This window comes from Cupriavidus sp. 10L43_2, from assembly GCF_056395265.1.
In genome coordinates this window covers 34,871-61,225 of sequence record NZ_JBFTJE010000014.1, presented here as the reverse complement: position 1 = coordinate 61,225, position 26,355 = coordinate 34,871, and the positions used below count along the sequence as shown (strand labels likewise).

Sequence of the window (26,355 nt, the reverse complement as noted above, 5' to 3'; positions counted from 1 at the left end):
AGGCCGGCTCCCGAGAGTCGGCCTTTTTTTTCCGCGGCCGGATCACGTATGATCCCGGCATTCCGGATTCCTGACCTGCTCCTGCCATGTCCGCCCTCGCCCTCGTGATGGATTCGCTGCCCGTGCTGTTGCAGGGCGCCCTGCTCACGCTGAAGTTCGCCGTGCTGTCGATGGCGTTCGGCCTGGTGATTGGCATTGTGGTCGCGCTGATGGGCATTTGCCATGCGCCGATTCTCAAAATGGTGGCGCGCGTGTACGTCAGCATCATGCGCGGCACGCCGCTGCTGGTGCAGATCTTCGTGGTCTATTACGGGCTGCCGAGCGTGGGCATTGCGCTCGAGCCGACCCCGGCCGGCGTGCTGACCCTGAGCCTCAACGTGGGCGCCTATCTGTCGGAAAGCATGCGCGGCGCCATCCTCGGGATTGCGCGCGGGCAGTGGATGGCGGCCTACAGCCTGGGCCTGACGCCCATCCAGACGCTGCGCTACATCGTCGGGCCGCAGGCGCTGCGGCTGGCCGTGCCGAGCCTGTCCAACAGCCTGATCAGCCTGATCAAGGACACCTCGCTGGTGTCGGTGATCACCGTGACCGAGTTGCTGCGCACCGCGCAGGAAATTATCGCCGCCACCTACCAGCCGCTGCCGCTCTACCTGGCGGTGGCGGTCATCTACTGGATCCTGAGTACCGGGCTATCGGTGTTGCAGCGCGTGCTGGAGCGCCGGCTCTCGCTGCCGGGTCGGCACTGAAGGCGAGGGGCTAGGCGGCGGAGGAGGGCGCCGGTGGCGGCTTGGGGACCTCGACCTGGAGGGGCTGCCCCGTCTCCAGCAGCGTCTTGAGTCCGGCGAGGATCATCGGCCAGCCGTTGCGGCCACCTTGCAGGATCTGCTCGTCCACCGGCTCGCGATGGGTCTCGCTCACGGTCAGCCGCACCGCCTGCCCCAGCGCATCCACCTGCCAAGTGACCACCACCTCGGGTAACTCGCGGAAGGCCTCGAGCCACTCCACGCGCCACGTCACCGAGAGCCGGTAGGGCGGCTCGGCCAGCAGCACCACGCCCTGCGAGTCCACCCGCCCGTCGTCCATGCGCAGCACGAACGGGCTGCCCACCTGCCAGTCAGACTCCACGCGCCGCCCGAAGAAATACTGTTCGCTCTGCGCGGGCTCCGTCAGCGCGGACCAGACCTGCTCGGGTGTGGCGGCGATGTAGGTGACCACTACGGTCTGCGGCGATTGCATGGCAAGCCTCCTCTGGATGAGACCGGCGGGGCAGGGCGGTCATCGGAGCGATGGTGACAGTAATGTGGCACCTGCAACCGTTTCGATGCAAGTGGACGCACAAGAAAAAAGGCCGGCTCCTGGGAGCCGGCCTTCGCACGGACGCACAAAGGTGCGCGTTACTGTTCCGCGATGCGCTGGGCGATGTGCCCGAGTGCCTCTTCCACCTGATCCACCAGGATCAGGCACAGGTCGCCCGGCTTCAGGTGCCCCAGCGCGGTGTCGATCGCCAGGAACTCGCCCCGGATCTCCTCCACGTGCTGGGTGCGCTGTGCGCCTTCCAGCCCTTCGCGCAGCAGCGCCAGTACCTCGCCGTCCTCGCGGCCGCGCTGGCACTGGTCCTGATACAGCACCACCTCGTCGAACACGCCGCCCAGGATCTGGGTTTGCCGGCGGATGTCCACGTCGCGACGATCGCCCGCGCCGCTGATCACCACCACGCGGCGGTCGCCCTTCATGGATTCCACCGCATTGCACAATGCCTGGATGGCATCCGGATTGTGGCCGTAGTCGGCGATCAGGGTGGCGCCCCGGTAGTCGAACACGTTGAAGCGGCCCGGCGCCGTGGCGGCGTCGTTGACGAAGGTAGCCAGCCCGCGACGGATCACGGCCCAGTCCACGCCCAGCGCCCAGGCGGCGGCGATCGATGACATCGCGTTTTCCACCTGGAAGCCGATGCTGCCGTTGCGCGTCAGCGGGATGTCCGCCAGCGCGATGCGCACCTGGGTCTCGCCCTCGCACGCCACGATCTCGTCGCCCTCGACGAACACCACGCGCTTGCCCTGTGCGCGATGCAGCGCCATCGTCGGCAGCCCGGCATCCTGCGCGAAGAACGTCACCGTGCCGGGGCAGGCGTCGGCCATGCGCGTCACCATCGGATCCGCGGCGTTCAGCACGGCCATGCCATGCGGCGCCACGTTCTGGACGATCACGCTCTTGAGCACGGCCAGGTCTTCCACGGTGCTGATATAGGACAGCCCCAGGTGGTCGCCTTCGCCCACATTGGTCACCACGGCCACGTCGCAGCGGTCGAAGGCCAGGCCCTCGCGCAGCAGGCCGCCGCGCGCGGTCTCGAACACGGCGGCGTCGACGTCCGGATGCAGCAGCACGTTGCGCGCGCTGCGCGGACCGCTGCAGTCGCCGGTGTCGATGCGCTCGCCCCGGATATACACGCCATCGGTGCCTGTCATGCCCATGCGCAGGCCGCTCGTGGCCAGCAGGTGGGTGATCAGGCGCACGGTGGTGGTCTTGCCGTTGGTGCCGGACACCGCCACCACGGGAATACGGCCATCGTCGCCATCGGCGAACATGGTTGAGACGATGGCCTCGCCCACGGCGCGGCCCTTGCCGAACGACGGCTGCAGGTGCATGCGCAGGCCCGGCGCGGCGTTGACTTCGACGATGCCGCCGGCCTGTTCCTCGAACGGCTTGAGCATGGTCTCGCACACGGCGTCCACGCCGCAGATGTCGAGGCCCACCATCTGGGCTGCGGCCACGGCGCGCGCGGCGATGTCCGGGTGGACGTCGTCGGTCACGTCGGTGGCGCTGCCGCCCGTCGACAGATTGGCGTTATTGCGCAGCACCACGCGCGTGCCGTTGGCGGGCACCGAGTCGGCGGTCAGGTGCTGCTTGGCCAGCGTTGCCAGCGCGATATCGTCGAAGCGGATCTTGGTCAGTGACGTGGCATGGCCCTCGCCCCGGCGCGGGTCGCGGTTCACTTCCTCCACGAGCTGGCGCACGGTGTGCACGCCATCGCCAATCACCTGCGGCGGATCGCGGCGCGCGGCGGCCACCAGGTGCTTGCCCACCACCAGCAGGCGGAAATCGTGACCGGGGATGTAGCGTTCCACGAGCACGTCCGAGGAGATGTCGGCCGCCACTTCGTAGGCCGTCATCACTTCTTCGCGCGTGCGGATGCGCACCGCCACGCCCTTGCCCTGGTTGCCGTCGCGCGGCTTGACCACCACCGGCCCGTTGATGGCCTGCGCGGCGGCCCAGGCTTCCTCGGCGCTGCGCACCGAGCGGCCCAGCGGCACCGGCACGCCGGCGGCGTGCAGCAGGCTCTTGGTCAGGTCCTTGTCCTGCGCGATGGACTCCGCCACGGCGCTGGTCATGTCGGTCTCGGCGGCCTGGATGCGGCGCTGCTTGCTGCCCCAGCCGAACTGGACCATCGAGCCCTGCGTGAGGCGGCGATACGGAATGCCACGCGCCACGGCGGCGTAGACGATGGAGCCGGTGCTCGGCCCCAGCCGCACGTCCTCGTCCAATTCGCGCAGGCGGTGCAGCGCGTCGTCGAGGTCGAAGGGCTTGTCGTCGCGGGCCGCCAGGCATAGCTGTTCAGCGAGTTCGAAGGCGAGCCGGCCGACTTCCTCCTCGCTGTACTGCACCACTACCTGATACGTGCCGGGCTCCACGGTGGGCGCGGTGTTGCTGAAGGTGACCGGGCAGCCGGCGGAGGCCTGCAGGCCGAGTGCGGCGGCTTCCAGCGCGTGGGCCATCGACGGCGTACCGGCCTCGTCGTCAGGACGGAGCGGGCCGATGGCCGGGAAGCGCGCGCGCAGGCGGTCTTCGAAGCCGGGCAGGTCGGCCAGCAGGTGCGAGGTGTCCGAGCAGGCCACGATGGCCTCGATGCCAGTGTGGCGGCACCAGAGATTCGGGCCGCGCAGGGCCCGGATACGGGAGACTTCCATAGTATTTCCGTTATTTTTCTGGCCGAGCCATCAGGCGCGGCGGCCGCTACGGCCGACCCACTGGTGTACCTGCTCGACAGTGCCCTCGGGCGAGCCCTCGTCGCACTGAATGACCAGCAGGTCGCCGGCCACCAGTTGCGAGAGCGCGGTCTCGATGGCGGCGCGGCGGGCGCCTTCGTCGATGATCTTGGTCACGCGGCGGCCTTCGTACAGCCCCTTCTTGACCAGCGCGCGGGCCTCGGCATCGGGCAGGTCGCGCTTCACGCTTTGGTCCTCGCAGAGGAACACGCGGTCGAACGCGGCACCGATGATCTTGCCGTGGCTGACGAGGTCCTCGTCCCGGCGCTGCACGCCGGCGCCGAACACCAGCATGCGGCGCTCGGCGGGGAAGCGGTCGAGCGCGGCGGCCAGCGCCGTCAGCGCGGGCGCGTTGTGCGCGTCATCGACGATCACCGTGGCGCCCTGGCGTTCGAACAGCGTGAAGCGGCCCGGCACGTCCACCTGGCCAACGTCGAACGTCACCACGCCGGCGCGGATCAGGTCGTTGGAAATGCCCAGCGCCCAGCCCGTGGCCACGGCCGCCAGCACGTTCTCGATCTGGAACGCCACGCGGCCCGCGTAGGTCAGCGGAATGGCCGACACATCGGTCAGCGGCATCTCGCTCTGGCCGGTGGCCATCACGACCTTGCCTTCGCGTACGAACACCGCTCGCTTGCCCGCCGCCCGGTGCGCGGCAATCGCCGGCAGGTCGGCGGTGAGGCCGAAGAAGATCACATCGCCATCGCACAGCTCGGCCATCTCCACCAGCCGCGCATCGCCGGCGTTGAGCACCGCCACGCCGTTGTTGAGCACCACGTCCACCTGGGTGCGCAACACGTTGTACATGCGGTCCTCGTCCTCGACGTAGTAGTCGCCGAGGTGGTCCGGCTGGGCGAAGTTGGTCACCACGCCAACCTGGCAACGGTCGTACGGCAGGCCCTGCGACAGGATCATGCCGCTGTCGTTCTCGAACACGGCCGCTTCCACGGCGCGGTTCATCAGGATGCGATGGCCGGCTTCCCAGTTGGCGCGGTCGCCGGTCTCCACCTGGCGGCGGTCCAGGAACAGGCCGTCGCTGCAGGCCAGCCCGGTGTGCTTGCCCGAAAGTTGCAGCAGGCGCGCCACGAGCTTGGCCACCACGGTCTTGCCGTTGTTACCGGTGATGCCGACCACGGGGATGCGGCCGTCATCGGCGCTGCCATCCTTCGCGGCGGGGAACAGATGGTCGATGATGGCGGGGCCCACGGGGCGCGGCGTGCCGTCGGCCGGCTTGATGTGCATCAGCAGGCCCGGGCCGGCGTTCACCTCGACGATGGCGCCGCGCTGGTCGGCCAGCGGACGCGAGATGTCCTCGGCCACGAGGTCCACCCCGGCAATGTCCAGCCCCACCACGCGCGCGGCCAGCGCGGCATGCGCGGCCACGCTCGGGTGCACGCGGTCGGTCACGTCGAAGGCGACGTTGCCGTTGCGCTGGATCAGGATGGTCTTGCCGGCGGGTGCCACGGAATCGCCATCTACCAGGCCCTGGCGCTTCAGTTCCAGCCGTGCGGCGGAATCGAGCCGCACGCGGTTCAGCGGATGGTCCTCGGTGCTGCCCCGGCGCGGATCGGAGTTGATCTGCGAATCGATCAGTTCGTCGATGGTCGAGGTGCCGTCGCCCACGACGCTGGCCGTCTCGCCCATCGCCGCCGCCACGAGCCGGCCGCCCACCACCAGCAGGCGGTGTTCGTTGCCCGGCACGAAGCGCTCGACGATCACGCCGTTGCCTTCGTCGATGGCCACCGAGTAGGCGGTTTCCACTTCCTCGCGCGTCATCAGGTTGGTGAACACGCCGCGGCCATGGTTGCCGTCGTACGGCTTGACCACCACCGGCACGCCGATGCGCTCGGCGGCGTCCCAGGCGTCCTCGGGGCTCTCGACCATGCGGCCTTCCGGTACCGGCACGCCGCAGGATTCCAGCAGCGTCTTGGTCAGGTCCTTGTCGCGCGAGATCGATTCGCCGATGGCGCTGGTCCGGTCGGTCTCGGCGGTCCAGATGCGGCGCTGGCGCGCCCCGTAGCCAAGTTGAACCAGATTGCCGTCGGAGAGTCGGATGGAGGGGATGTCGCGGTCATCGGCGGCATCGACGATGCAGGCGGTGCTCGGGCCGAGGCAATGTTCGTCGACCAGGCGGCGCAGGTTGTCCACGGCGTCGGGTACGTCGAACGGGCGGTCCTCGATGGCGGCCATGACCAGATCACGGGCGGTGAACAGCGCGGCGCGCGTCACCTCCTCGTGCCAGGCCCGGACGATCACCTTGTAGACGCCCCGCACGGGGGTCTCGCGGGCCTTGCCGAAGCCGCCCGGCATGCCGGCCAGGTTCTGCAGTTCAAGCGTCACGTGCTCGAGGATGTGGCCGGGCCACGTCCCTTCCTTGAGCCGCTGCAGGAAGCCGCCGCGCTCGCCAATGCTGCAGCGATGCTCGATCAGCGACGGGAGCCAGGCCGACAGGCGCTCGTAGAACCCCGGGATCTTGTTGGAGGGGAAATCCTCCAGTTCGCCGATATCAACCCATGCCTCCAGCACTGGCCGATATGTCCACATATTCGGGCCGCGCAGCGACATGACATCGAAAATCTCAATGTCCTTCTTTTTCATTGATTTAGCTTGAGGCAGTGGGCGAATGCCCGAGAAATGGGAGCCTAACCTTTCAGTAACGTTTCAACGGCATCAGGGTTGACCCCTGAAGTCCGGAAGACGTTGTGCAGCGCACCAGGCGCCCCGTTTGTTTGCGTTATGTATACTTGCGGGCAAAATCGCGGGCCGCCAGCCGGCTTCCCGCCTAAATTGTTTCAAGTTATGTCCGTGTCTACCCTGTTGTGGACTCACCGCGGACGCATTTCGCGCCAATAATGACCCAATCCTCCCCGTCCGTCCCAATCCCCTCCGGCCCGCAAGGTCGTTGGGGCGCCGAGATCGGCACGAGCCTGCAGCCCGGTGAAACCGTGCTGGCTGGCCTTGACCTGGACCTGGACGCAAGGCTGCATTTTACCCAAGGGTGGCTGGTTGTGACCGACCGCCGGCTGATTGCCCGGGGGGGCGGTGAAAAAAACATCGTCGACTGGGAAATTACGCCTGCCTTGACGCTGACCCATGGCGACCACGCCGGGGTTGGCTCGCTGGAACTGGCCGACGGCCGCGCCCGGCTGGGGAGCTGGCGCTACACGCTTGGTTACAATCCCGACGCCCTGCGGCTGGCCGATCAGTTCGAAGCCCGCCGCGCGCTGCTCGCCACCGGCCAGGCCGCCGTGCCGGCCGACGACGATGTCTGCCCCACCTGCAAGGCCCCGCTGCCCCCCGGCGAGGACGTCTGCCCCCAGTGCAGCCGCGACCTCGAGACCCCGCCATCCACCTGGGCGCTGCTGCGCCTGTGGCGCTTCGCACGGCCCTACCAGTGGGAGCTGCTGGCCGGCTTCCTGCTGACCCTGCTCGGCACCGCCGCCACGCTGGTGCCGCCGTACCTGACCATGCCGCTGATGGACAATGTGCTGATTCCGTACCAAAACGGCGTGCCGATCGACTATGAGCGCGTCAAGATGTACCTGGCCGGGCTGCTCGGCGCCGCGCTGGTGGCGTGGAGCCTGGGCTGGGCGCGGACGTATCTGCTGGCGCGTGTATCCGAGCGCATCGGCGCCGATCTGCGCACAACAACGTACGAACACCTGCTAAAACTGTCCCTCGAATACTTCGGTGGCAAGCGCACGGGCGACCTGATGGCCCGTATCGGCTCCGAAAGCGACCGCATCTGCGTCTTCCTGTCGCTCCACCTGCTCGATTTCGCGACCGATGTGCTGATGATCGTCATGACGGCCATCATCCTCATCTCGATCAATCCCTGGCTGGCGCTGGTGACGCTGGTGCCGCTGCCGTTCATCGCCTGGATGATCCACCTCGTGCGGGACCGGCTGCGTCACGGCTTCGAGAAGATCGACCGCATCTGGTCCGAGATCACCAATGTGCTGGCCGATACGATTCCCGGCATCCGCGTGGTCAAGGCCTTCGCCCAGGAAAAGCGCGAGGTCGACCGCTTTCGCGAGGCGAACAAGCACAATCTGGCCGTCAACGATCGCGTCAATGCCGTCTGGTCGCTGTTCACGCCTACGGTGACGCTGCTGACCGAAGTGGGTCTGCTGGTGGTCTGGATCTTCGGCATCTGGCAGGTCAGCCACGACGCCATCACGGTCGGCGTGCTGGTCGCCTTCCTGACCTATATCAGCCGTTTCTACACGCGGCTGGATTCGATGAGCCGGATCGTGTCGGTCACGCAGAAGGCTGCCGCCGGCGCAAAGCGGATCTTCGACATCCTGGACCATGTGTCGAGCGTGCCCGAGCCGCAGCGCCCGGTGCATCTCGATAAGGTGGAGGGCGCCATCGAACTGCGCGACCTCGGCTTCCGCTACGGCAACCGCGCCGTGATCCGCGGCCTTAACCTGTCGATCCGGCCGGGCGAGATGATCGGGCTGGTCGGCCACAGCGGCTCGGGCAAGAGCACGCTGGTTAATCTGATCTGCCGCTTCTACGATGTGTCCGAAGGCGCGATCCGCGTGGATGGCATCGACATCCGCTCGCTGCCGGTGTCGGAGTTCCGCCGCCATATCGGACTGGTACTACAAGAGCCGTTCCTGTTCTTCGGCACGATTGCCGACAACATCGCCTACGGCAAGCCCGACGCCACGCGCGAAGAAATCGTCGCCGCAGCGCGGGCCGCGCATGCGCACGAGTTCATCCTGCGCCTGCCGCACGGCTATGACTCGCTGGTAGGGGAGCGCGGGCAAGCGCTATCCGGCGGGGAGCGCCAGCGCATCTCCATCGCACGCGCGCTGCTGATCAATCCGCGCATCCTGATCATGGACGAGGCCACGTCGTCGGTGGACACCACCACGGAGAAGGAGATCCAGAAGGCGCTGGATAACCTCGTGCAGGGACGTACGACCATTGCGATCGCGCACCGGTTGTCCACGCTGCGGAAGGCCGATCGCCTCGTGGTGATGGATCGCGGACAGATTGTCGAAGTCGGCAATCACGACGAACTGCTCGCGCGCGAAGGCGCCTACTACAAGCTCTATCAGGCGCAGGCGCGCAATGTCGATGCCGATGCAGACCTGCCCAGCGCGGGCGAACGCCTCGATACGGAGGCCGTCAATGCGCAGTGATTCTTCAGGTGATTCGATTTCTCGGCAAACCGCTATGCAGACGCCCGATTACACGTTGTCCCGCAACCCGTTCGGCAAGCTCGTTCTGACGACCGCCGACGGCACGGCGCACGAGGGCGTGGTGCCTGTGCGCGCCTTCCCGATTGCCGCGCCCGACGACGGTGTCGGCATGATCAGCACCGATGGCCGCGAATTGGCGTGGATTCCGCGCCTCGATACCCTGCCGGCGCCGATGCGTGCCCTGATCGAGTCCGAACTGGCCGCGCGCGAGTTCATGCCGGAAATTCGTAGCATTGTGGGTGTGTCCACCTATGCCACGCCGAGCGTCTGGACGGTGCGGACGGATCGTGGCCAGACCGACCTCGTGCTGCGCGGCGAAGAGGACATTCGTCGACTGACCGGCAGCACGCTGCTGATCTCCGACAACCACGGCATTCATTACCTGATTCGCGACCTGTCCGCGCTCGACAAACCGAGCCGCAAAATACTCGATCGCTTTCTTTGATTTATAGTCTTGTTCGCGCAAGCAAAAACGGCACGCCCTCGGGCGTGCCGTTTCAATTTCCGATGTTGGATTTAGTGCAGCATGGACGGCATATCGTCGTCTTCGTCATCCCAGTCTTCATGCATGATGGGAGACTCCGGCGCCATATCCCACACCATGGAATGGAAACGCGGCGTGAACCATTCGCGGAACATGGCCAGGGACATATTCTCGGGCCACATGGAATCATCAAACCATTCGCCCAACATGAATTCGAAGAACGCCTGCCAGCGCTTTTCCACCCAGCGCATAGCAGTCTCCGGGGAATCCGCCACTTCCGACGGCAACAGGAAGACGCTGGCGTCGTCGCGGACGTCCTCGAGCGACAGGCCCGGCACGGGCTCCGGGTCGACGGCCTTGATCCAGTCCAGGAACGGCTGCTCGGGCAGCAGCATGACCATGGAGCGGTTGAGGGTGAAGCGGGGGTGGTCGGTCATGGAGTTGGGCAGGAAGAGGCGGGCGTCCATTGTAGCCCCGTGCGGCCAAGGGACCCATGCGTTATCTCGTGTCCTGGAGGAAGGCTTCAGGAAAATGGCAAATCTGCCGATATCCATGGGATCTGGCATTGGAGATTGGCAATGAGCCTCACATTCCAAGCGCCCGGTGAGGCGGTCGCCCAGACGGCGACGGAGCGCTTTGCCGAGGCGGAGAAGCACGAAGACCGGCAAGTGCGCTGGGCTGCGCAGGCGGCCATCGCGCTGGATTCCGGCGATATGTACCTGGTAGGCCTGGTGCTGTTCAAGGCCATCCAGGAGTACGGCATGGAAGCGTTTGCCGACCTCAGCGGGCAGGCCCCGGGCCGCCTGCAGCGGCTGTGGATGCCGGGCGTGTTGGTATCAGTGAACGAGGCCTCCCAACTGTTCGGCCTGCTTGGCGTGCACGTAGCGCTGGACCGCTTCTATGCCGCGCGCCTGGCAGCGAGCCAGCCGGCGGAATCGGTGCACTGAGCGTGCATCGAGCGGCCAATGGATTCTGGCCCGGTAGAAAAGAAAAAACCCCGTCATCGATTGACGGGGTTTTTGCTTGTCCGGCGTTTCCTGAAGCAAAAGGAATGTCGGACGGTAATACTGGTGGTGGGGTGGAACCCTGCGCCAAACCTAGGTAACTCAGCGCCTTAGGACCGCTTCGAACTCCTGCGGAAATGGGCGGAATCCAGCCGATGTTGCCAGCAATCGTATCAGTTCACACCTGCTTTTGCGTCAGCCGGGTGCCTCAATTTGGCCGCTAGTTCGATTCCGATTACGGAATTGAACCCGCGTCCGCAGAGCGTCAGGATTTGCCCAATTCCTTGAAGATGTTGAACAGGTGCAGAGAACGTTTTTCTACAAAGGTGGGAAACGACTCGAAATCAAGTGGCGCGCCTGCTGGTATCAGCAATCCATCCAGGCTAAGCCCCTCTTGTTCCTTGAGCCACTCAGCAAATGGCCGGTCTTGCTTCGATTTGTTTCTGGATTCATCCAACAGGTGAAGATTGACGATGCTGTTCCAGTTCTCGTGATTCAGATAGAAATTCAACGCATCTGGTTTGCCTTCCAGAAAGGTACATTCAGCCAGTCGGCCTGGTCTGAATGCCGCCTCTGGATGGATATGGTCCTTCTGCAACGCTCTTGTGAAATCGAGGTCTGGCATGAGCAGAGCCAGTATCGAAAAGCACGAGGAATCATCTTTTTGGGTTTTCAACAACCTGCCAATGAAATCGTCGTCGAAGAGCAGATCCTTGCTGTGCCCTCTGTAGTCTTCAATGACTTTCGCCAAAGGGAAAGTGTCGTCTGCGAGATTGGTTTTGATGATCTTGCGCAAATTGGTAAGCAGCGCATCACCTTGACCGCCGAAAACTCCCTTGAGCAATGACATGTGCAACCACTGCCGAATCAGTTTTCGATCTTGGATGTGAAAGGCTTGCTTGTTGATGCTTGAGAACACACCCTTCTTACCTGCGGAGGCATCGCGACCTTTGTGATACAGATAGTAAGCAATGGGAATGGCTGCGTTCTTTGCACGTAGAGATGCATCGTTGAGACCAAACGACCGGATTAATCGGAAGGTCTCCAAGATACAGGTGCTGATCTCGTCCCATTCACTTTCGATTCTGGCGACCTGCGCACCAGCGAAGTTCTCGACCTTGAAACGGATGTCGGCATCCGTCAACGCCAGTGCCGCTTTTAATATCCAGTCGCGATCAATTGAGAACTCCATGTCAGAACCAAACCTGACCTTGTCCACCAGGTCGTCGATCTGCTGACGCGCATCCTTCTTCCAGTTGGCGATGGCTATCGACATCAGCAAATCGGAAAATGACAGCGGCGTTCCGCCATGATTGGTGCGAATGAAGATATCCAGGACGTGATCGATCTTCTGACTAGTCTCGTTGTAGTAATGAATCAGGGTGTCGCGCCGAATGGCGAAATAGAGCCGCGTCAGCGCTTTTCTGGCATAGGCGTTCGACGACATGCCAACCTTTTCAAGGTGGCCCATTACTACGTCTAGCACCTGGTCTGCTGTCTCCGCCTCTTCGAGATCCAGCACATCACCGACAAGAAACCAGCATTTGCCGTCTGTGGCTTTTTCTCGTTCCTGCTTTGTCAGGAAGGAGAATTCATAAGACATCATCTCCTCGTTGCGCTCTTCGTCCAATGGCGCAGCGATATTCAGATAAAGCCGCCTTGGGGGCAAAACGGAATCATCTTGAGTTTTTGGCCACCATTTGCGCGGCAACCTGTACGCGTACGTACCTTTTAGGCCGATGTACAGGGAGGTCAGTCGCTGCTGGCCATCAATGACGGCTTGAAAATTTCCGTGGCCCTTTGTATCGAAGTCCGGGTTGTTTTCTCCGAACCGTTCACAGTATTTTTCCAAGAATTGGTAGAAGCGGAAGTTGCTCTTGACCTCAGCATCGGTCACCTCCCAGAACATGAAGGTGTTGATGGGGTAGCCGCGCATGATCGAATCGAAGAGCACTTCGATCTGGGATGTGCTCCATGTGAATTTTCGCTGTATCGCAGGCAGGAGATACCGGCGAGAGACAATATTTTGGATTGCCTTGCCGATAGAGATGGCCTTTTCGTAATCACCTGACATGTAATATTCCTTAATTCAATACAACCACAAAAGACGGTTTGCGCATAGCAACGTCAAACCGAAGACACAATCTTCGTGTCGACGAGTGAGCGCAGGTGTTCATCAAGCAACTTCGCAATGCGCCCACTAGAAATCAGTACGCCATCCTCCATGTTTTTTTCCATGGCGTGCTCGGTGAGGTTCGCGCTGGTGACGAAACACATCCTGCCGTCGTCGACTGCGACCTTGGCGTGGACTCGTGGGTTTGCTGATCCATTCTTGTTCTGAGCCTATCCCTGATTCTGAGCTATCACATTGATCCACCGGTGCCAGCAGCATGAGTCAGTGGTCCATGCTCTACAAGCGCGACCACCGCGTCCTCGGTCCCCGTCGTGATCAAGGTCCATAACGCCCTACACTTGGCCAGCGCGTCGCCCGACGCGTCATCGAGCTGCTTGATCAGGTCCAGTTCCAGTTCGGCGCGCTGCTTGGCTTTGCGCCCGCCGTACTCCTCGACGAGGCGGTCACCGGCCACATTCATGGCCTTGATCAGGGCATCCTCGTCCGTCCTGATGCCTTGCCAGAAGAAACGGTTGGTCATGGCCTCGCGCGGAAACTCTGCAATCCCCTTCAGGAGCGCGAACGCTTGGCCCCATGGCGACGACCACTCCGACTTCTGCGATGGATTGAAGGCCACGGGCGAGTAGGCAACCTTGGGGATTAGCTTGTCGGCCTTGGTCTTGTCGAGGCGCGCCTTGAGCTCATCCAGGATATTGGTGACAGCGTTGTCCGGGATCTTCCCGCCCGGGTGATAGGCCTCGTACATACGCTGAGCGTCGTTGCGGATGCGCTCGCGCTGCGACCCCAGAAAGGCCTGAATGTCGTCGCCCATGGTCTGTCCGAGTAGCTTCTTCGCGTCGTCGTTGGCCGCCGTCAGTGCCGCCTCAAAGAGGGGGATGGCTTGCTTAGGCATCCAGCGCACCCCATCGGCCAACGCGAACGAATAGCGCGGCAACAGCTCACCGGATACCCGGCGCAACCTGTCGATCTTCTTGAGCGTGGCCTCATCGAATGGGGCGACCTTGATCGAGGTCTGCGCCTTGACCATGCCAGTCTGACGAAAGCTGTCCACGCCGAACCACTCCGGCTTGACAGGGGCCTCCAGCGGAGGAATCCGGCTCAACTTGTCAACAGACACCAGCGCACCGAGCTCGAATACCCGCGCCACATAGTCGGAGAGAGGGTCGAGCTTGGGAACGCCGATTGCTTCGGTCGGCGATGGGATCGCTTCGTTGTTCTGGTCCACAAGAACAACTTCACCGGACTCCGAGTCGACGATGGCTCGCACCCGTGGCTCGGTGGCAGAATCATGTATAAGACAGCGGCGCCGGTAGTCCTCCCACAGTCGGGCTGCCTCCACATCCCCTTCAGGCAGCACAAGGTTTGGCATCGACGATGCAACATCCGGTCGCAGCGGCCCTGCGATGCTCCACAGATAATCGAACCACTTCCGGCAGGCTTCAAAGGTCGCTGCTGTCACGACCGAGGCCAAGTTCGCTTGCGAAGGCGACGCAGGGGTAAATCCCATGTTTTCGGTTGGGCCAACCGACACCGCCGCATCACCGTCCGCGCCGCACAGACACAAGAGGTTGGATGACCGGTCGAGCAGTGAGGCTTCGGGGAAAATCTTGAATGCCGCCCGATCGCCGTGACGCTCGACCAGCCGAAGCAGGTCTTGCAGATCGGATTCGGAGGTCCGGCACGTTGGGTGGATGCTGATGACCAGCCGGAGCTTGGTTTCAGCGTTATCAGTGAGATAGCCCTCCATCCAGTTCACCGCCCTGGCGTCGATCGCAGACACCACGCCGAACACGCTGAGCGCAGTCCGTGCGGCCACCTCGAAGGGAAGCTCAGTCATATACCGGCTCATCCCGGCGCTCACGCGTGGCTCCGGCCATACGAATGGCATTTGCGGGGTGATTGATTGGCTCAAAAAGCCTCCTTGCACGGTTGGTCGGTCAGCAACAATCAATGGATCAGATTGATCTCATTCAAAAACAGTCATCACTATGCGACGGATATGGACACTAAAAATATGCCTTGGACACATTCTAGAGCATCTTATATACTTTCCGCAATAATCCGTACCAGCCGTCGCTAACCCGAATGAGCACCCCAGGATGTCGAACGAACAGCTAGCAGAACTCACTCAGCCCCAGCGCGACCGCCTCGCGTTCGTAGAATTGCGCGTGCGCTACATTGGGGAGATCCGCCGTCAGGATCTGGTGTCACGCTTTGGCATTCAGTCCGCCGCTGCCACGCGGGACTTGGCTCTTTACAAAGAGCTTGCTCCTGGCAACATCGACTACGACGCCAAGGGCAAGGCCTACGTCTTGGGTGCTGCCTTCCAGCCGGTCTTTGACTTCCCTCCGGAGCGAGTGTTGTCGTGGCTGACCCAAGGTTTCGGTGATGGTGAACCCATGCGCATCAAGGCATGGGTGGCCAGCGAGAGCCCGTCACGGCTCACACACCCGGCCCTGGATGCACTGGCGAGCGTGACCCGGGCGATCCACCAGGAATGTCCGCTTGGCATTGAGTACCATTCCATCTCCAGTGGCCGCACTGAGCGGGAGATCGTCCCGTTCGCCCTGATCGACAACGGCCTGCGCTGGCACGTCCGCGCCTTTGACCGGAAGTCGCAGGAGTTCCGGGATTTCGTCATCACCCGGATCAAACGCCCCGTGGCCATCAAAGGGCAGCCCGTGGCGGCCCATGAGCGCAGTGATCAAGACATCCAGTGGACCCGGATTGTCGAGCTAGAACTGGTGCCGCATCCCGATCAGCCCCGGCCAGAGATCACGGAAATGGACTACAGCATGGATCGCGGCATCCTGCGGATGAAGCTGCGCGCTGCCACGGCCGGGTACATCTTGCGCCAGTGGAGTGTGGACTGCTCACCGGACCACAGCCTGCGCGGCCACGAATACCGTCTTTGGCTGCGTGATGCGTTGGCCTTGTATGGCGTAGCCAACGCAACGCTTGCGCCAGGTTATCGGGCCCCGAAACCACATCCAATCGGCGGAGGGGCAGCATGAGTACGCCTGATCTGTTGGCCGCCGTCCGACGCAGCATGAAAACCGGCCCCGTAACGCTGGACCATTTGTGGGCGGACCATGCCACGCAATGGCATCACCTGGGCTGGAGTCGCGCACAACTGAGCTTATGGCTGGCCTGCACGCCTGCTTTGCAGCGCTGTGAATTACCCGGCGGTGAAGCGGCGTGGGCACTCAATGTTGGGCAAAGCCAGACAACGCCCAGCCTGGCTGACGAATTGGTGGCGCTGCTGCAAAAGGCGGGTCGGCCCATGCCCTTGGCGCAGCTCATCAGCAAATTACCGGCAGGCATGGTGATTACCGAACCCATGCTGCGCAGCGCAGCACAACAAGATGCACGACTCGAATTGAAAGGCCCGCTGCTGAAGCTGGCCTGAACGAACATAAAACTGGAACCAATAACCCATGGCAACTGAGCAAACACTGGATCAACGCTACCAAGCAATTCGCAGCAAATACCGCGACTACACCGAGCACACCCCGCTCAATAGCGATCACGATTTTGTGAAAGCCGGGCTGATCTGGGGGGAGGATCAAGGCAACCAGACACCCTCAGTGTTGTTGATGGCGCTGGAACCGGGGCACTGGGACACTTCCCGCGAAGACAAGCTGGATCAACTGGTTTACGAACTGCTTGCCAGCGTCAGTGGTGACTGGCCGGTGTTCGCCCATCTGCAAGATGACAAAAACACGCGCTGCTACAGCCTGTTTGGCGTCGATGGCAGTGATGGCACCCACTCGGTGGATGAAGTGCCTTCCATCGAGCTGATCCGCAACTACGAAAAGCTCGAAAAAGACCCCACCTTCCGCTGGTCGATGCGCATCTACACCCGCCTGATGCACCGCTTTGACGCCTTCCATGAGCAGGTCTTCCAGACCGTCAAGGATCGCGTCAACGACAAGAACGACATCATCGAAGAAGTCGCCAAGCTACTATTCCTTGAAACCTTCCGCGTCCATCACGGCGATGAACTCAGCTTTACCGACCACGAAGGCAAGACCCAGCGCTTTCGCGAGGTGTTTGACCATCACTACGTGGCCAAGCACGGTGCCAAGGCAGTCGAGCAAATCAAGGCAGCCTTTGAAGCCTTCAAAGCGCACGAAGACTACGTGGTGGTCAGCGATGACGGTACCCGCAACGCCATCTTCCCCAGCGACTCCCACCTGCGCCTGACGCAGCCGGAAAACTACCGCACCTTGCTGGAAGCCATGCAAGACCTTGGGCCGGTGACCGACAACCAGGGCCGCATGATCGCTGGTAAAGAAGTGGGCACCCTGGCCGATGTGGCGGGCGATCTGCTGGGCCGGGTGTTCGATGTGTTCCTGCGTGCCAACTTTGAATCCAAAGGCGGCTTGGGTGTGTACCTCACGCCCAACCCGGTCAAGCAGGCCATGTTGGAAATCGCCATGCACGATATCCAGCAAGACAACGCCATCATGGAACGCCTCACGGCTGGTGCTTTCCGCTTTTGCGACCCCACCTGCGGTTCGTTCGGCTTTGGCTCGGTCGCGCTCAGCCACATCGAAAGCGTGGTCGATCACTTGGGCGGCATGAGTGATGCGCAAAAAAAAGCCCTCAAACAAACGCTCCGGGACACAGCCTTTACCGGCGCCGATGCGGCCCCACGTATGGTGATGCTGGCCCGCGTCAACATGGCCCTGCAAGGTGCCCCCAAGGCCAAGATTTTCTACACCGACAACTCGCTCACCACCAAGGCGTTCAAACCCAACAGCTTTGACCTGATCTGCACCAACCCGCCTTTCGGTACGCCCAAGTTCACCAGCGACAAAAAGGGCAAGGAATCCAAAGAGCGCTACGAAGCCCAGATGGAGCAAGTGTTGGGCGGCTTCCGCCCCACGGAAAAAGTGGTCGATGAGTACGTGGCCTATTACGACCACCTCAAGATGAAGTGGGAAGACACAGGCGATCTCTACCTGGATGAAGACGGCGCGCCTAAGTGGCCGGGCTATCGCACCGATTTGCGCAATGTCTCCACCGGCAAAAAGGCGGTGTACAACCTGTTTCCCACCACCAGCGGTTTGGCTCTGGGCAGCAAGCCCGATGGCAAAGGCAACTGGAAGCCGGTTGGGGCCACCATCGACCCTGCCGTGCTGTTCATTGATCGTTGCTTGCAACTACTGCGCCCCGGTGGTCGCCTGCTGATTGTGTTGCCCGATGGCGTGCTGTGTAACTCCGGCGACCGCTATGTGCGTGAGTACATCATGGGTACCAAGGACGAAAAAACCGGTCAGTTTGTTGGCGGCAAGGCCATCGTCAAGGCGGTGCTGTCACTACCGGCAGACACCTTCAAACTCTCCGGTACGGGCGCCAAGACCTCGGTGCTGTATCTGCAAAAACGCCACGCCAGCAAAGAACACCCCCAACAGTTCCTGCCCGAGCCTCAAGGCGATGTATTCATGGCGGTGGCAGAAACGCTGGGGTATGTGGTGAAGAACAATATCGAGGACTACTCGGCCGGCGTGCCGAATGACCTCGACAAGATTGTTGGCGCTTATAAGCGGGGTGAGTGATGAATAATTACTCTAGAGTTGGCATCAAGGATTTAACAGAGGCGCGCTTGGACGCGAACTACTATGCCCCACGATTTCTGGAAAATGAAAAAATCCTAGCTCAGTGCGGGATATCAAGAAATAAAGTAATTGAACTCTCAGATTTGTGTAACTGCGGAGCCACTCCGGTTGATGTTGTTTACTCTAATGATGGACTAGGTTTGGTTAGAACTTCTGATGTTCGCCAAAATCACTTCAAAGCAGAGGGAATCCTTAAAACAAACGATCTCACTTTGTCTGGGCTTAGGGAGTCGGTAATTGCAAGACCCGGCGATCTGCTTTACACGATGAGTGGAACCATTGGCTATGCTTGTGTGATTCCAGATGAGGAATTGCCGGTTAGCTTCAGCAACACTATTGCCCGGGTGCGACTCCCTAAGCAAAGTACGAACGATGCTCATTACATTGCGGTCTTTTTTAACTGCCACTATGGCTATGAACAGTCTCTTCGTCTTGTAAGTGGTGGAATACAAGGGCATGTGATGCCCAATCCGTTTAAAGAATTACTTGTTGCTTTGCCAAATTCAGTCGCGCAAAAATACATCGGCGACAAAGTCCGCCAAGCTGAGCGGCTGCGGGCTTGGTCGAAAGCGAGGGGAGAGACTATAGAGTCTCTGGCCTCGAATGAGGCCATGAAGTCCGCTTGCGCGACGACTGAAAAGCAGTACAACCGTCCCCAGTTGGACGATCTCAGCCACCGGCTTGATCCAAAGTATTACGGCAATCGCGCGGTCGCCGTGTTTCGGCAAGCAAAAGCGCTTGGTAAGCCGTTAGCCAGTCTGGTCAAAGGCATAGCGAACGGTTTTGAGGAGCGCGTCTTTTTCGATACAGGGCGTGACTACATCACCGTGACAGAGGTTTCGTCTGGCCGCTTGGATTTGTCGTCTGCGCCAAAAATCTCCAAGGCGACCGAAGTCCCCGACAAGGCCGTTATTCATGAGCGCTGTGCTCTCGTAGTTCGTACAGGTTCAATCGGCACTGCAGTCAAAGTGGATGCGCGAGACAAAGGCGCGGTGATTAGCAGTCATTTGATCCGTCTGGAATTCGCCGATGAAGCGGATGCAGCGGCTGTCGCTGCGTACTTGTGCTCGACCGCCGGTAAAGTCCTGCAACACAAGATCAGCTATGGCGCTGTTCAGCCCCAGATTGGGCAGGATGAGCTTCTCGCATTGCCGATTCCTCAGTTTGTTCTGGATGCAAAGGAACAAATTCTGACCTTGCTCACTGAACAAGAGAGCGCAATCCGTGCCTCTAAAGCGTTGACGACAACCGCCAAGCTCCTCGTTGAAGCCCTCATCGAAGGCCAAATCACTGAAGCCGAACTGATTGCTGCCGAGCAAGCCTTGCAAGCCGGTAACGACCAGCTCGATCGCCGCATCCTGATCCACCTGAAAACCGATGGCATCGATGGCCAAGGGTCAGCGCTGTTTGGCGATCTGGACGAGCTTTACCGCTTGCTCACTCAAGTCGAGGTGGATTGATGGCCAGCCCCTTGTCCGCGACGATCCCGCGTTTGCGAGCCTTGCTGGCCGCTGGCTTTGTGGCCGCTGTGGACTATGAGCGCGACGGCTTGTCGCTGTTGCGCAGCCTGGCCCATCCGGTAGAGGCGGAAGGCTCTGGCGGCCAAGAGGATGGCAAGGGCGCAAACAATCGTGCGGGCAACAGCGCGGGATGGGTCATCAGCCAGCGTTTATTGTCCGTGCGCCCCGCCTTGGCCAGCGATGCCGAGCTGCTTTGCGCGCTGTTGGCGCAGCAGATGGAGGTACGCGCGGCGTGGCTGGCCATTGCCGCTGCACGCTGCAAAGAGGCGGGGCAGATGATGGACGCAGCACCGCTGGTCGAACTAGTGTCCGGGTTGGGTAAAGCCGCTGCTTGGGTGGAGGGGGCCTTGGGAAGCAGCGCACTCCATGCCAGCCCCTATGCCGCGTTTGAACGCGAATTGTTGGGGGTGAGCTTCGAGCAGGCGGCGGCAACGCCTGCGCTGGTTCGCATTCTGGCGGTCGCTGCCCAGCTGGCGCAATTTGAGGATGTGCTGCCAGCCTTGCCAAAGGTGGACGCCAGTGGCATCCAGGCGCAGCAGAACTGGGTCAAGGGGCGGCTGTTGGCCTTGCCCTTTGTTGCGGAGCTTTCGTCTAACGATCAAAAGCCGGCCATTGCCGCGCACGTGCTTTTGCAGGGCTGCCTTACGCCCACCATACCCGAAGGCCAAAGCACCATGTCTTGGGTGTTGGCCCATCCTTGGGCACTGCTGCTGACCATGCTCAGCTATGCGCAGGATGCCTGGCGGGCGGAAAACCGGGGCGGTTTGCTGCTGGAACTGCCCGCAGGTCAAAACGCTTTTGCTCCCGCTGAGATTGCCGTCACGGTGATTGGCGCTGAGGGCGACGAGGTGCGCTGCGGCAGTCTGGTCGATGTTCTGCTCAAGACTCTGGCGAGCCTTGGCGTCGCCTGCTTTCCGCATCAGCCCACGGCAACAGAATTGAATGCGCAACTGTCGCCGCTGGTGGGCTTGTTGCTCAAGCACTCGGTCTGGCGCTATCAGGACGGGGCCAGTAGCCAACTGGGCCAATACCAGATTCATCCGCAGTTCTCTGATCAGTGTTACAGCCTACCCGCGAGCCGCGTGTTCAACCGCACGGGCAAGTTGCTGTGGCAGGCTGCACGCCTCTCTGCGGAGGCGCTGTATCAAGAACACAAACACGTCTATCAACACCGTTCTGTCCGTGAGCCACAGGCCGAATACGAGGTTCAGGGGGAAACCACACATGAATAAAAACGATCAACTCACTGCCGCCGATATTGCCGGTTTGACCCGTCGCCACAGCTGGGCGGCTACCGGTGTTTCCGACTACCCACCGCGTGACCCGCTGGTGGGCCAGAGCCGTTTCTTCAAGCGCTACCGCACCTTCATTCATACCGTGGATCAGGATGCGGACAACTTCGCCCATGTGTTTGCGGTTGAGGCGGAATGGGGGCGCGGTAAGTCGCGCTTGGGCCATGAGCTGATCGCCCAGATCAATGACTGCTCCAAGGGCTGGTTTGTGCGCGAAGACGGCCAGCCGCTGGAAGACAAAAAACTGTTTGACGACGCGACCCAGCAAAAATACCTGGCGCTGTACATCCGCTATTCGCAAGTGGCCTCCGACTACCAGAACTCGGACAACTGGTTTGGCTTTGGGCTGTACAAGGCGCTGTTGCCGCTGGCGACAGGCAAGTTTGATGGTTCGATTCAGAGCAAGATTGCCGAGCAGGCGCTGCACCGTTTGAACCCGGCCGGTTTCGATGCCAAGCAACTGGCGCAATGCCTGGAGTTGGATCAAGCCCATAGCGAAGAGGCGCTCTACGAAGAAGAGGGGCTGGTGGTGCGCCTGGTGCAGGCCGCCTACGCCTACCTGCAAAAGTTTGGCATCGGCTATGTGCTGGTGGTGTTGGACGAGCTGGAAACCGTGGCCGAAGCGGCGACCTTTGGTTTGGAGCAGGACGATGCCAAGCGCCTCGACGGCCAGGCGATCCGCCTGATCGGCAAAGCCATCAAGGAGGAAGACCCGCGTCGCAAGCTACCCTGGCTGCGTTATGTGGCCTTGTGCTCGCCCTTGCTGGGCCAGCAGTTGCGCGAGATTCAGTCGGTCGCGCGCCGTTTTGAACTCGTGGAGCTGGAGCACAACGCGTTTGCCGACGTGTCGGACTACGTGGCCCAGCTCAAGGCTGAGCGCAAGTTGGCGCACGATTACCCCACGGGCTTGGTGGAAGCCGCCTACGCCATGAGCGGTGCCAACTTTGGCTGGTTCAACGTGATCATGGCCAATGTGGATGCGGTGCTGGCCCAGTACGCGGCAGCGGGCAAGCAACTGAGCAATATGGGCGAGCTGTTCGATGCCGTCACCGAAAGCTCGGGCCGCGTGGCTGAGCATGTGCTGGATAAGCACGCCATCCTTGGCATCAAAACCGGCGACCACGATCTGCGCGCCGTCGCGCAGTCGCTGCTGTACGGCCAACTACCTGTAGCACTGGATGCCGCACCCGCGCGTTGCAAAGAGCTGTTGCAGCTGGCCAATGAAGATGGCGAACCGGTAGCCAGCCTGTATCGCAAGATGCCATTTGATGCCCTCCAATGCCGCCAGGCCCTGGAAGAGGCCAAATTCAAGCGCGAGAAGGACGAATGGCTGTACCCCGCTGTCGAGCAGGCGCTAAGCCTCTCCGCCTTGCTGCAAAACCTGCGCACCTTTGCCATCAATGAGGCTGAAAAAGATGTGCTGCTGTTGCCGCTTTCGCGCGGGGAGTTCAAGCATCTATTGAGTTTGCTGTACGACCACCCGGCTGTGGAGTTTGCCGCCGATGCTCTATGGCAGAAGCTGATCGGCAGCGACCAGTTTGTGCCGGATGAAGAGGCTACGCACATTGGCCCCAGCGTGGCGATGTTGCTGCGACTGGACCTGCGCTACCGCAACCAGCAGCACAACTCTATGATCTTCCGCGACCCGGCGGATGCGGATGTGCACGAAACGGCGATGAAGGCCTTCTTGCAGGCCAGCAGCCACAACTCGGGCCTGCGCTGGACGGCGCGCCTGATGGGCTTGATGCGTTTGTTGGACAAGAACTGGCAATACGCACAGCCCGGTCTCTCCAACAAAGAGAATCTGTGCATTCAAACCAGCTCGCGCGGGCAAGGGGCTGGTCAGCGTGGTGGCTTGCTGTATTGCGAGGGGTTGAAGCTGCACCCGGACAATCTGGCGTGGTTTGCCTGGGTGAACAACCGTGAGGAGCTGGATCGCCTGCATCTATCGGCGGCAACGCGCCATGCCGATGAAGGGCGTTTCCCGGTGATGGCATTCACGGCATCTACCCACTTGATGGAGCAGTACAACCGGGGCGATGTGAGTGAAAAGCTCAAAGACGATCTGCTGCTCTATTACCTGAACCCCAGCGAAGTGGACCAGTTGGAGCGCATCGGCCTGTTGCCCGAACAGTGCAAGGGCCTGTTGCTGGATGATGCTCGCCTGACGAGCAAGTTCAAGAACAAGCTCAATGCCCTGCGCGATTTTGCCTATCAAGCGATCCACCAATGGCGCGCTCGCTTGAATGAGCGCGGCATGATTGCCTGGCCGCTGAGACCAACCGGCAAGATCAACGCGCAGGATCGCGATCTGCTGCTGCGGGCGTGGACCTTGTTTGTGTTCAAGGAACCTACCCTTTCCGGCTTGAATGATCTGGAAACCCGGCACGGTATTGATGCCGAAGAAATTGCATCGCTGATGCAACGCCTGGCCTTGCCGAGCAAGCTGCTCAGCCTTGGTTTTGCGAAGGAAGAGCATGCGGGCTTGTTTGCCGACTTAGCCAACCCGCAGCAGGCGCAAGCAAAATTCCCCTACTTCTTGGCGCGTATAGCGAACCCGGCCAGCACGCAGGAGTGGACACTGGAGAAGGCAAAGCGCGATTGGTATTGGGGTTACTTGCAACATGCCAGTGTGACAGCCAAGAATGTGTTTGATGACTGGATGTGGTGGTGCGGTGAGCTGCATCTGTTGCAGCTACAAGATGCCACTGCTGCAACAGCCAAATGGCAAAGCCTGCCACGCGCCAAACTAGATAACGCCATTATCGAGGCGCAGAACTGGTTCAACGGTAACGGAGCCGACGGCTACAGGGCTGTGGTCGCCAAGTTGGAGCGCGTTTTCGGCTATGACCGCATTCCGGGCCTCTTTGCTCCCTTGGGCAAATCACCCACTGGCACCGAGACGGTGGAAGCGCATGAGCTGATCAAAGCGGCCCGCTCAGCGTTTGACGCACTGAAGGTCAATGAAGAAGCGCTCGCTCTGCAGGGGCCCGATGCCTTGGCTGCCGTTGCTGCCAAGATGCCCGCGTTGCTTGCCGGACGCTTTGAAGTGCTGCAACGGGTCGCTGGTGTCAAACCGGAGCAAGTGCCTGAGATTACCTTGGGCAACATCAACACCCTGCGCCTCGACGACAAGAGCCAATCGCTCTATCAGCGTATCGAACAGGCCCGGCTGTTTGCGGATTACGTGGAGAAGTCCGTATCCCAAATCAAACAAGCCATCAATCATCTGATCACTGACATTGAGGCTGATGCGCAGAATCTGGACTTGTTCCCGCGCAGCTTGTTCACCCTGTCGCTACAGACGGTGACCAACATACTTGATGGCGCCCTGCAGCAGCACAACGCCAGTGGCACCGCAGCGGCAGAGGGTACCGCGAGCTCGGACACCTTGCTGCATTACTTGCGCTCACTTCAACTGGACAAGGCGGCGGATCGATTGCGCCTGCTCGCCGAGGAAGCTGGCGTCAATATCGACAATGGAACGGCTTTGGGTCTGGCTGAGAACCTTGGCTGCATTGCCAGTAGCTATAGAGCGGGCAAGAAAAAATTTGTTGAGATCACCGGGTACCTCGCGGAGTTGCAAGGGCGATGTGCAGAGGCTGCACGAGTTTTGGAGCCCATGCCTGCGGACTATGCAACGCCAGAAAACGCCCAAGACCTTGCAGCACTCGCACAAAAATTGGTGTTGATTGGCGATGCGTTTGAAGATTTGGCTGACATGGCCAAGAGTGAACGTGAGAAGTTTCGGGAGCAAGCACGCAAGGGGCAGTTCAGCGCCATCCGCGACATCCCTGATCGTTTGCTCAATCCCATTCACTCTCAGCTGCACAGTGTTGGCGGTGCCATCAGCAAAGTTGAAAACACGATTCTGGCGCATCGCGAGACCTTGGTCAGTCAGACCAATGAGCGCTACCTTCCAGTGCTGATGCCACTGTTCAGTGCTTGCAATGAAGCTGCACCAGCGGCAATTAGCCTGAGTAGCGTATCTCCACTTTCCTTGCATGACCTGCATGTGACGATAGATGTGCAGCAATCGCAGTGGGAAGCCAAAGCGACTCAGTTGTTAAGCGGGACAGGTCTTGACTTCGCGAGCTGGCAAGATTTGGCGAAGGCGATAGCCGAGGGCAAAAGCCCAGTACTGTCACAACCCGCTCAAGAGGCTTTGGTGGCCAAGGGCATCCTGAAAATGAAGCTGTATTTTGGGGGCGATGCGTGAAGCTCTATCTCACTCCGGAGTTGCAGGCGCACCGCAGAGGGCGTTTCCTGACCAGCTTGTTGGGGATCTCCCAGTCGTCCGAGCATGGTTTACCGCAGACCGGTTTTGTTTTGATGACCGGCGAACAGTTGCAAGCATCGCCAGATCTGCAGGAGGAGTGTGCGGCTTGGGTACGCCAATCTGGTTGTTCATTACTGCTGCTCCCCCCGTACAAGGAAGGGAGTATTTTCCATTTTCTGGACTGGGTGATTGAATTGGCACCGTCAATTTCTGTAGCCGCCAAACAAGCATCTTTGAAGAGCATGCTTGAGGGCGAACTGTCGTACTGCCTGCGTGGGACGGACGGTGCTTGCACAGAGGATATGCCGCCAGGGGAACTGACTTGCCATACACGATACTGGAAGGCACATTCCAATAGCGGCCTGATCGCTGCCACGACGCTACCGCTTTGGTCCATAAGTTTGTTGGATCAGGCGGCGCTGGTGAATGATTTTCTAGCCAAGATCGAGCGGCATTGTGGGCTGCCATCTGTTAGCGCTGAAGAAACAAAGCCCCAAGAAGACGCGATACGCCCGGAGGATGTCACCGTATTGGTGTGCAGCTACGGATTCAATGTCGCAACAACCGAGGACTTGCTAAGCAAATTGAAGACATATGCAGTGCCACTATTGAATTTGGCCAACTTCGATCTGCCAGAAAGCATAGGGCGCTTAAGAAATGCCGGATTGATCAATGACCGTGGATTGACTGAACGGGGGTTGGCACACTTGATGGGGTCTAAATACTGGGCATTTGCCGAAAATTTGAGGAAAGAGGCCTAGC

17 protein-coding genes and 1 pseudogene are annotated in these 26,355 nt (G+C 60.8%); 11 read left to right on the top strand and 7 right to left on the bottom strand.

What is annotated here, in order from left to right:
* Positions 1 to 86 precede the first annotated feature (86 nt).
* Positions 87 to 746: an amino acid ABC transporter permease gene (locus AC1DEL_RS19160; RefSeq protein WP_477105979.1), complete on the top strand. Its 660-nt coding sequence runs from the start codon at positions 87 to 89 to the stop codon at positions 744 to 746.
* A 10-nt stretch (positions 747 to 756) separates the two neighbouring features.
* Here AC1DEL_RS19160 and AC1DEL_RS19155 read toward each other — a convergent pair whose 3' ends face one another.
* The 3 genes from AC1DEL_RS19155 to cphA (AC1DEL_RS19145) form a co-directional block, all read right to left on the bottom strand.
* Entirely contained in the window at positions 757 to 1,236 is a 480-nt protein-coding gene (locus AC1DEL_RS19155) for an SRPBCC family protein (RefSeq protein ID WP_092298368.1), read from the bottom strand.
* 158 nt (positions 1,237 to 1,394) lie between these two features.
* The gene (gene cphA / locus AC1DEL_RS19150) at positions 1,395 to 3,965 is read right to left on the bottom strand and encodes a cyanophycin synthetase (RefSeq protein ID WP_092298371.1); all 2,571 of its coding nucleotides are present in this window, start codon (positions 3,963 to 3,965) and stop codon (positions 1,395 to 1,397) included.
* Between the two features lie 30 nt (positions 3,966 to 3,995).
* Positions 3,996 to 6,641 (bottom strand): cyanophycin synthetase, encoded by a 2,646-nt coding sequence (cphA, locus tag AC1DEL_RS19145; RefSeq protein WP_092298374.1) that lies wholly within the window; start codon positions 6,639 to 6,641, stop codon positions 3,996 to 3,998.
* 254 nt (positions 6,642 to 6,895) lie between these two features.
* Between cphA (AC1DEL_RS19145) and AC1DEL_RS19140 the strand changes: the two genes are divergently transcribed.
* Both AC1DEL_RS19140 and AC1DEL_RS19135 read left to right on the top strand, forming a co-directional pair.
* Entirely contained in the window at positions 6,896 to 9,196 is a 2,301-nt protein-coding gene (locus tag AC1DEL_RS19140) for a cyanophycin metabolism-associated ABC transporter (protein WP_477126124.1), read from the top strand.
* 34 nt (positions 9,197 to 9,230) lie between these two features.
* Positions 9,231 to 9,701, top strand: a complete 471-nt coding sequence (locus AC1DEL_RS19135) for a cyanophycin metabolism-associated DUF1854 family protein (protein WP_441591903.1) — start codon at positions 9,231 to 9,233, stop codon at positions 9,699 to 9,701.
* A gap of 71 nt (positions 9,702 to 9,772) precedes the next feature.
* On the opposite strand, the gene AC1DEL_RS19130 is transcribed toward AC1DEL_RS19135, so the two are convergent.
* Positions 9,773 to 10,177, bottom strand: coding sequence for a hypothetical protein (locus tag AC1DEL_RS19130; RefSeq protein WP_092298480.1), 405 nt, complete (start codon positions 10,175 to 10,177; stop codon positions 9,773 to 9,775).
* Positions 10,178 to 10,318: 141 nt separating this feature from the next.
* On the opposite strand from AC1DEL_RS19130, the gene AC1DEL_RS19125 reads away from it, so the two are divergent.
* Positions 10,319 to 10,687: a hypothetical protein gene (locus tag AC1DEL_RS19125; RefSeq protein WP_092298383.1), complete on the top strand. Its 369-nt coding sequence runs from the start codon at positions 10,319 to 10,321 to the stop codon at positions 10,685 to 10,687.
* A 322-nt stretch (positions 10,688 to 11,009) separates the two neighbouring features.
* Here AC1DEL_RS19125 and AC1DEL_RS19120 read toward each other — a convergent pair whose 3' ends face one another.
* The 3 genes and pseudogenes from AC1DEL_RS19120 to AC1DEL_RS19110 all read right to left on the bottom strand — a co-directional run bounded on the left by AC1DEL_RS19120 (position 11,010) and on the right by AC1DEL_RS19110 (position 14,715).
* Entirely contained in the window at positions 11,010 to 12,818 is a 1,809-nt protein-coding gene (locus tag AC1DEL_RS19120) for a DUF262 domain-containing protein (protein WP_477126123.1), read from the bottom strand.
* A 53-nt stretch (positions 12,819 to 12,871) separates the two neighbouring features.
* Positions 12,872 to 13,051, bottom strand: a pseudogene (locus AC1DEL_RS19115) (phospholipase D-like domain-containing protein); the annotation flags it as partial.
* A gap of 56 nt (positions 13,052 to 13,107) precedes the next feature.
* Complete coding sequence (locus tag AC1DEL_RS19110; protein ID WP_477126122.1) at positions 13,108 to 14,715, bottom strand: hypothetical protein; 1,608 nt, start codon at positions 14,713 to 14,715, stop codon at positions 13,108 to 13,110.
* Between the two features lie 262 nt (positions 14,716 to 14,977).
* On the opposite strand from AC1DEL_RS19110, the gene AC1DEL_RS19105 reads away from it, so the two are divergent.
* Genes AC1DEL_RS19105 through AC1DEL_RS19075 form a run of 7 tightly spaced genes read left to right on the top strand, consistent with a single transcriptional unit; the run spans position 14,978 to position 26,354 of the window.
* Positions 14,978 to 15,892 (top strand): WYL domain-containing protein, encoded by a 915-nt coding sequence (locus AC1DEL_RS19105; protein WP_477126121.1) that lies wholly within the window; start codon positions 14,978 to 14,980, stop codon positions 15,890 to 15,892.
* Positions 15,889 to 16,287 (top strand): hypothetical protein, encoded by a 399-nt coding sequence (locus tag AC1DEL_RS19100; RefSeq protein WP_477126120.1) that lies wholly within the window; start codon positions 15,889 to 15,891, stop codon positions 16,285 to 16,287. Before AC1DEL_RS19105 ends, AC1DEL_RS19100 begins: the two co-directional genes overlap by 4 nt.
* A 28-nt stretch (positions 16,288 to 16,315) precedes the next feature.
* Entirely contained in the window at positions 16,316 to 18,442 is a 2,127-nt protein-coding gene (locus tag AC1DEL_RS19095) for an HsdM family class I SAM-dependent methyltransferase (protein WP_477126119.1), read from the top strand.
* Positions 18,442 to 19,962 carry a restriction endonuclease subunit S domain-containing protein gene (locus AC1DEL_RS19090; protein ID WP_477126118.1) on the top strand — a complete coding sequence of 507 codons (1,521 nt, stop codon included), beginning with the start codon at positions 18,442 to 18,444 and terminating at the stop codon, positions 19,960 to 19,962. The genes AC1DEL_RS19095 and AC1DEL_RS19090 overlap by 1 nt, the downstream gene beginning before the upstream one ends.
* A complete protein-coding gene (locus tag AC1DEL_RS19085; protein WP_477126117.1) occupies positions 19,962 to 21,254 on the top strand; it encodes a hypothetical protein in 1,293 nt (430 codons plus the stop codon). The genes AC1DEL_RS19090 and AC1DEL_RS19085 overlap by 1 nt, the downstream gene beginning before the upstream one ends.
* Positions 21,247 to 25,533 carry a hypothetical protein gene (locus AC1DEL_RS19080; protein ID WP_477126116.1) on the top strand — a complete coding sequence of 1,429 codons (4,287 nt, stop codon included), beginning with the start codon at positions 21,247 to 21,249 and terminating at the stop codon, positions 25,531 to 25,533. Before AC1DEL_RS19085 ends, AC1DEL_RS19080 begins: the two co-directional genes overlap by 8 nt.
* Positions 25,530 to 26,354 (top strand): hypothetical protein, encoded by an 825-nt coding sequence (locus AC1DEL_RS19075; RefSeq protein WP_477126115.1) that lies wholly within the window; start codon positions 25,530 to 25,532, stop codon positions 26,352 to 26,354. The genes AC1DEL_RS19080 and AC1DEL_RS19075 overlap by 4 nt, the downstream gene beginning before the upstream one ends.
* Position 26,355: the final 1 nt, after the last annotated feature.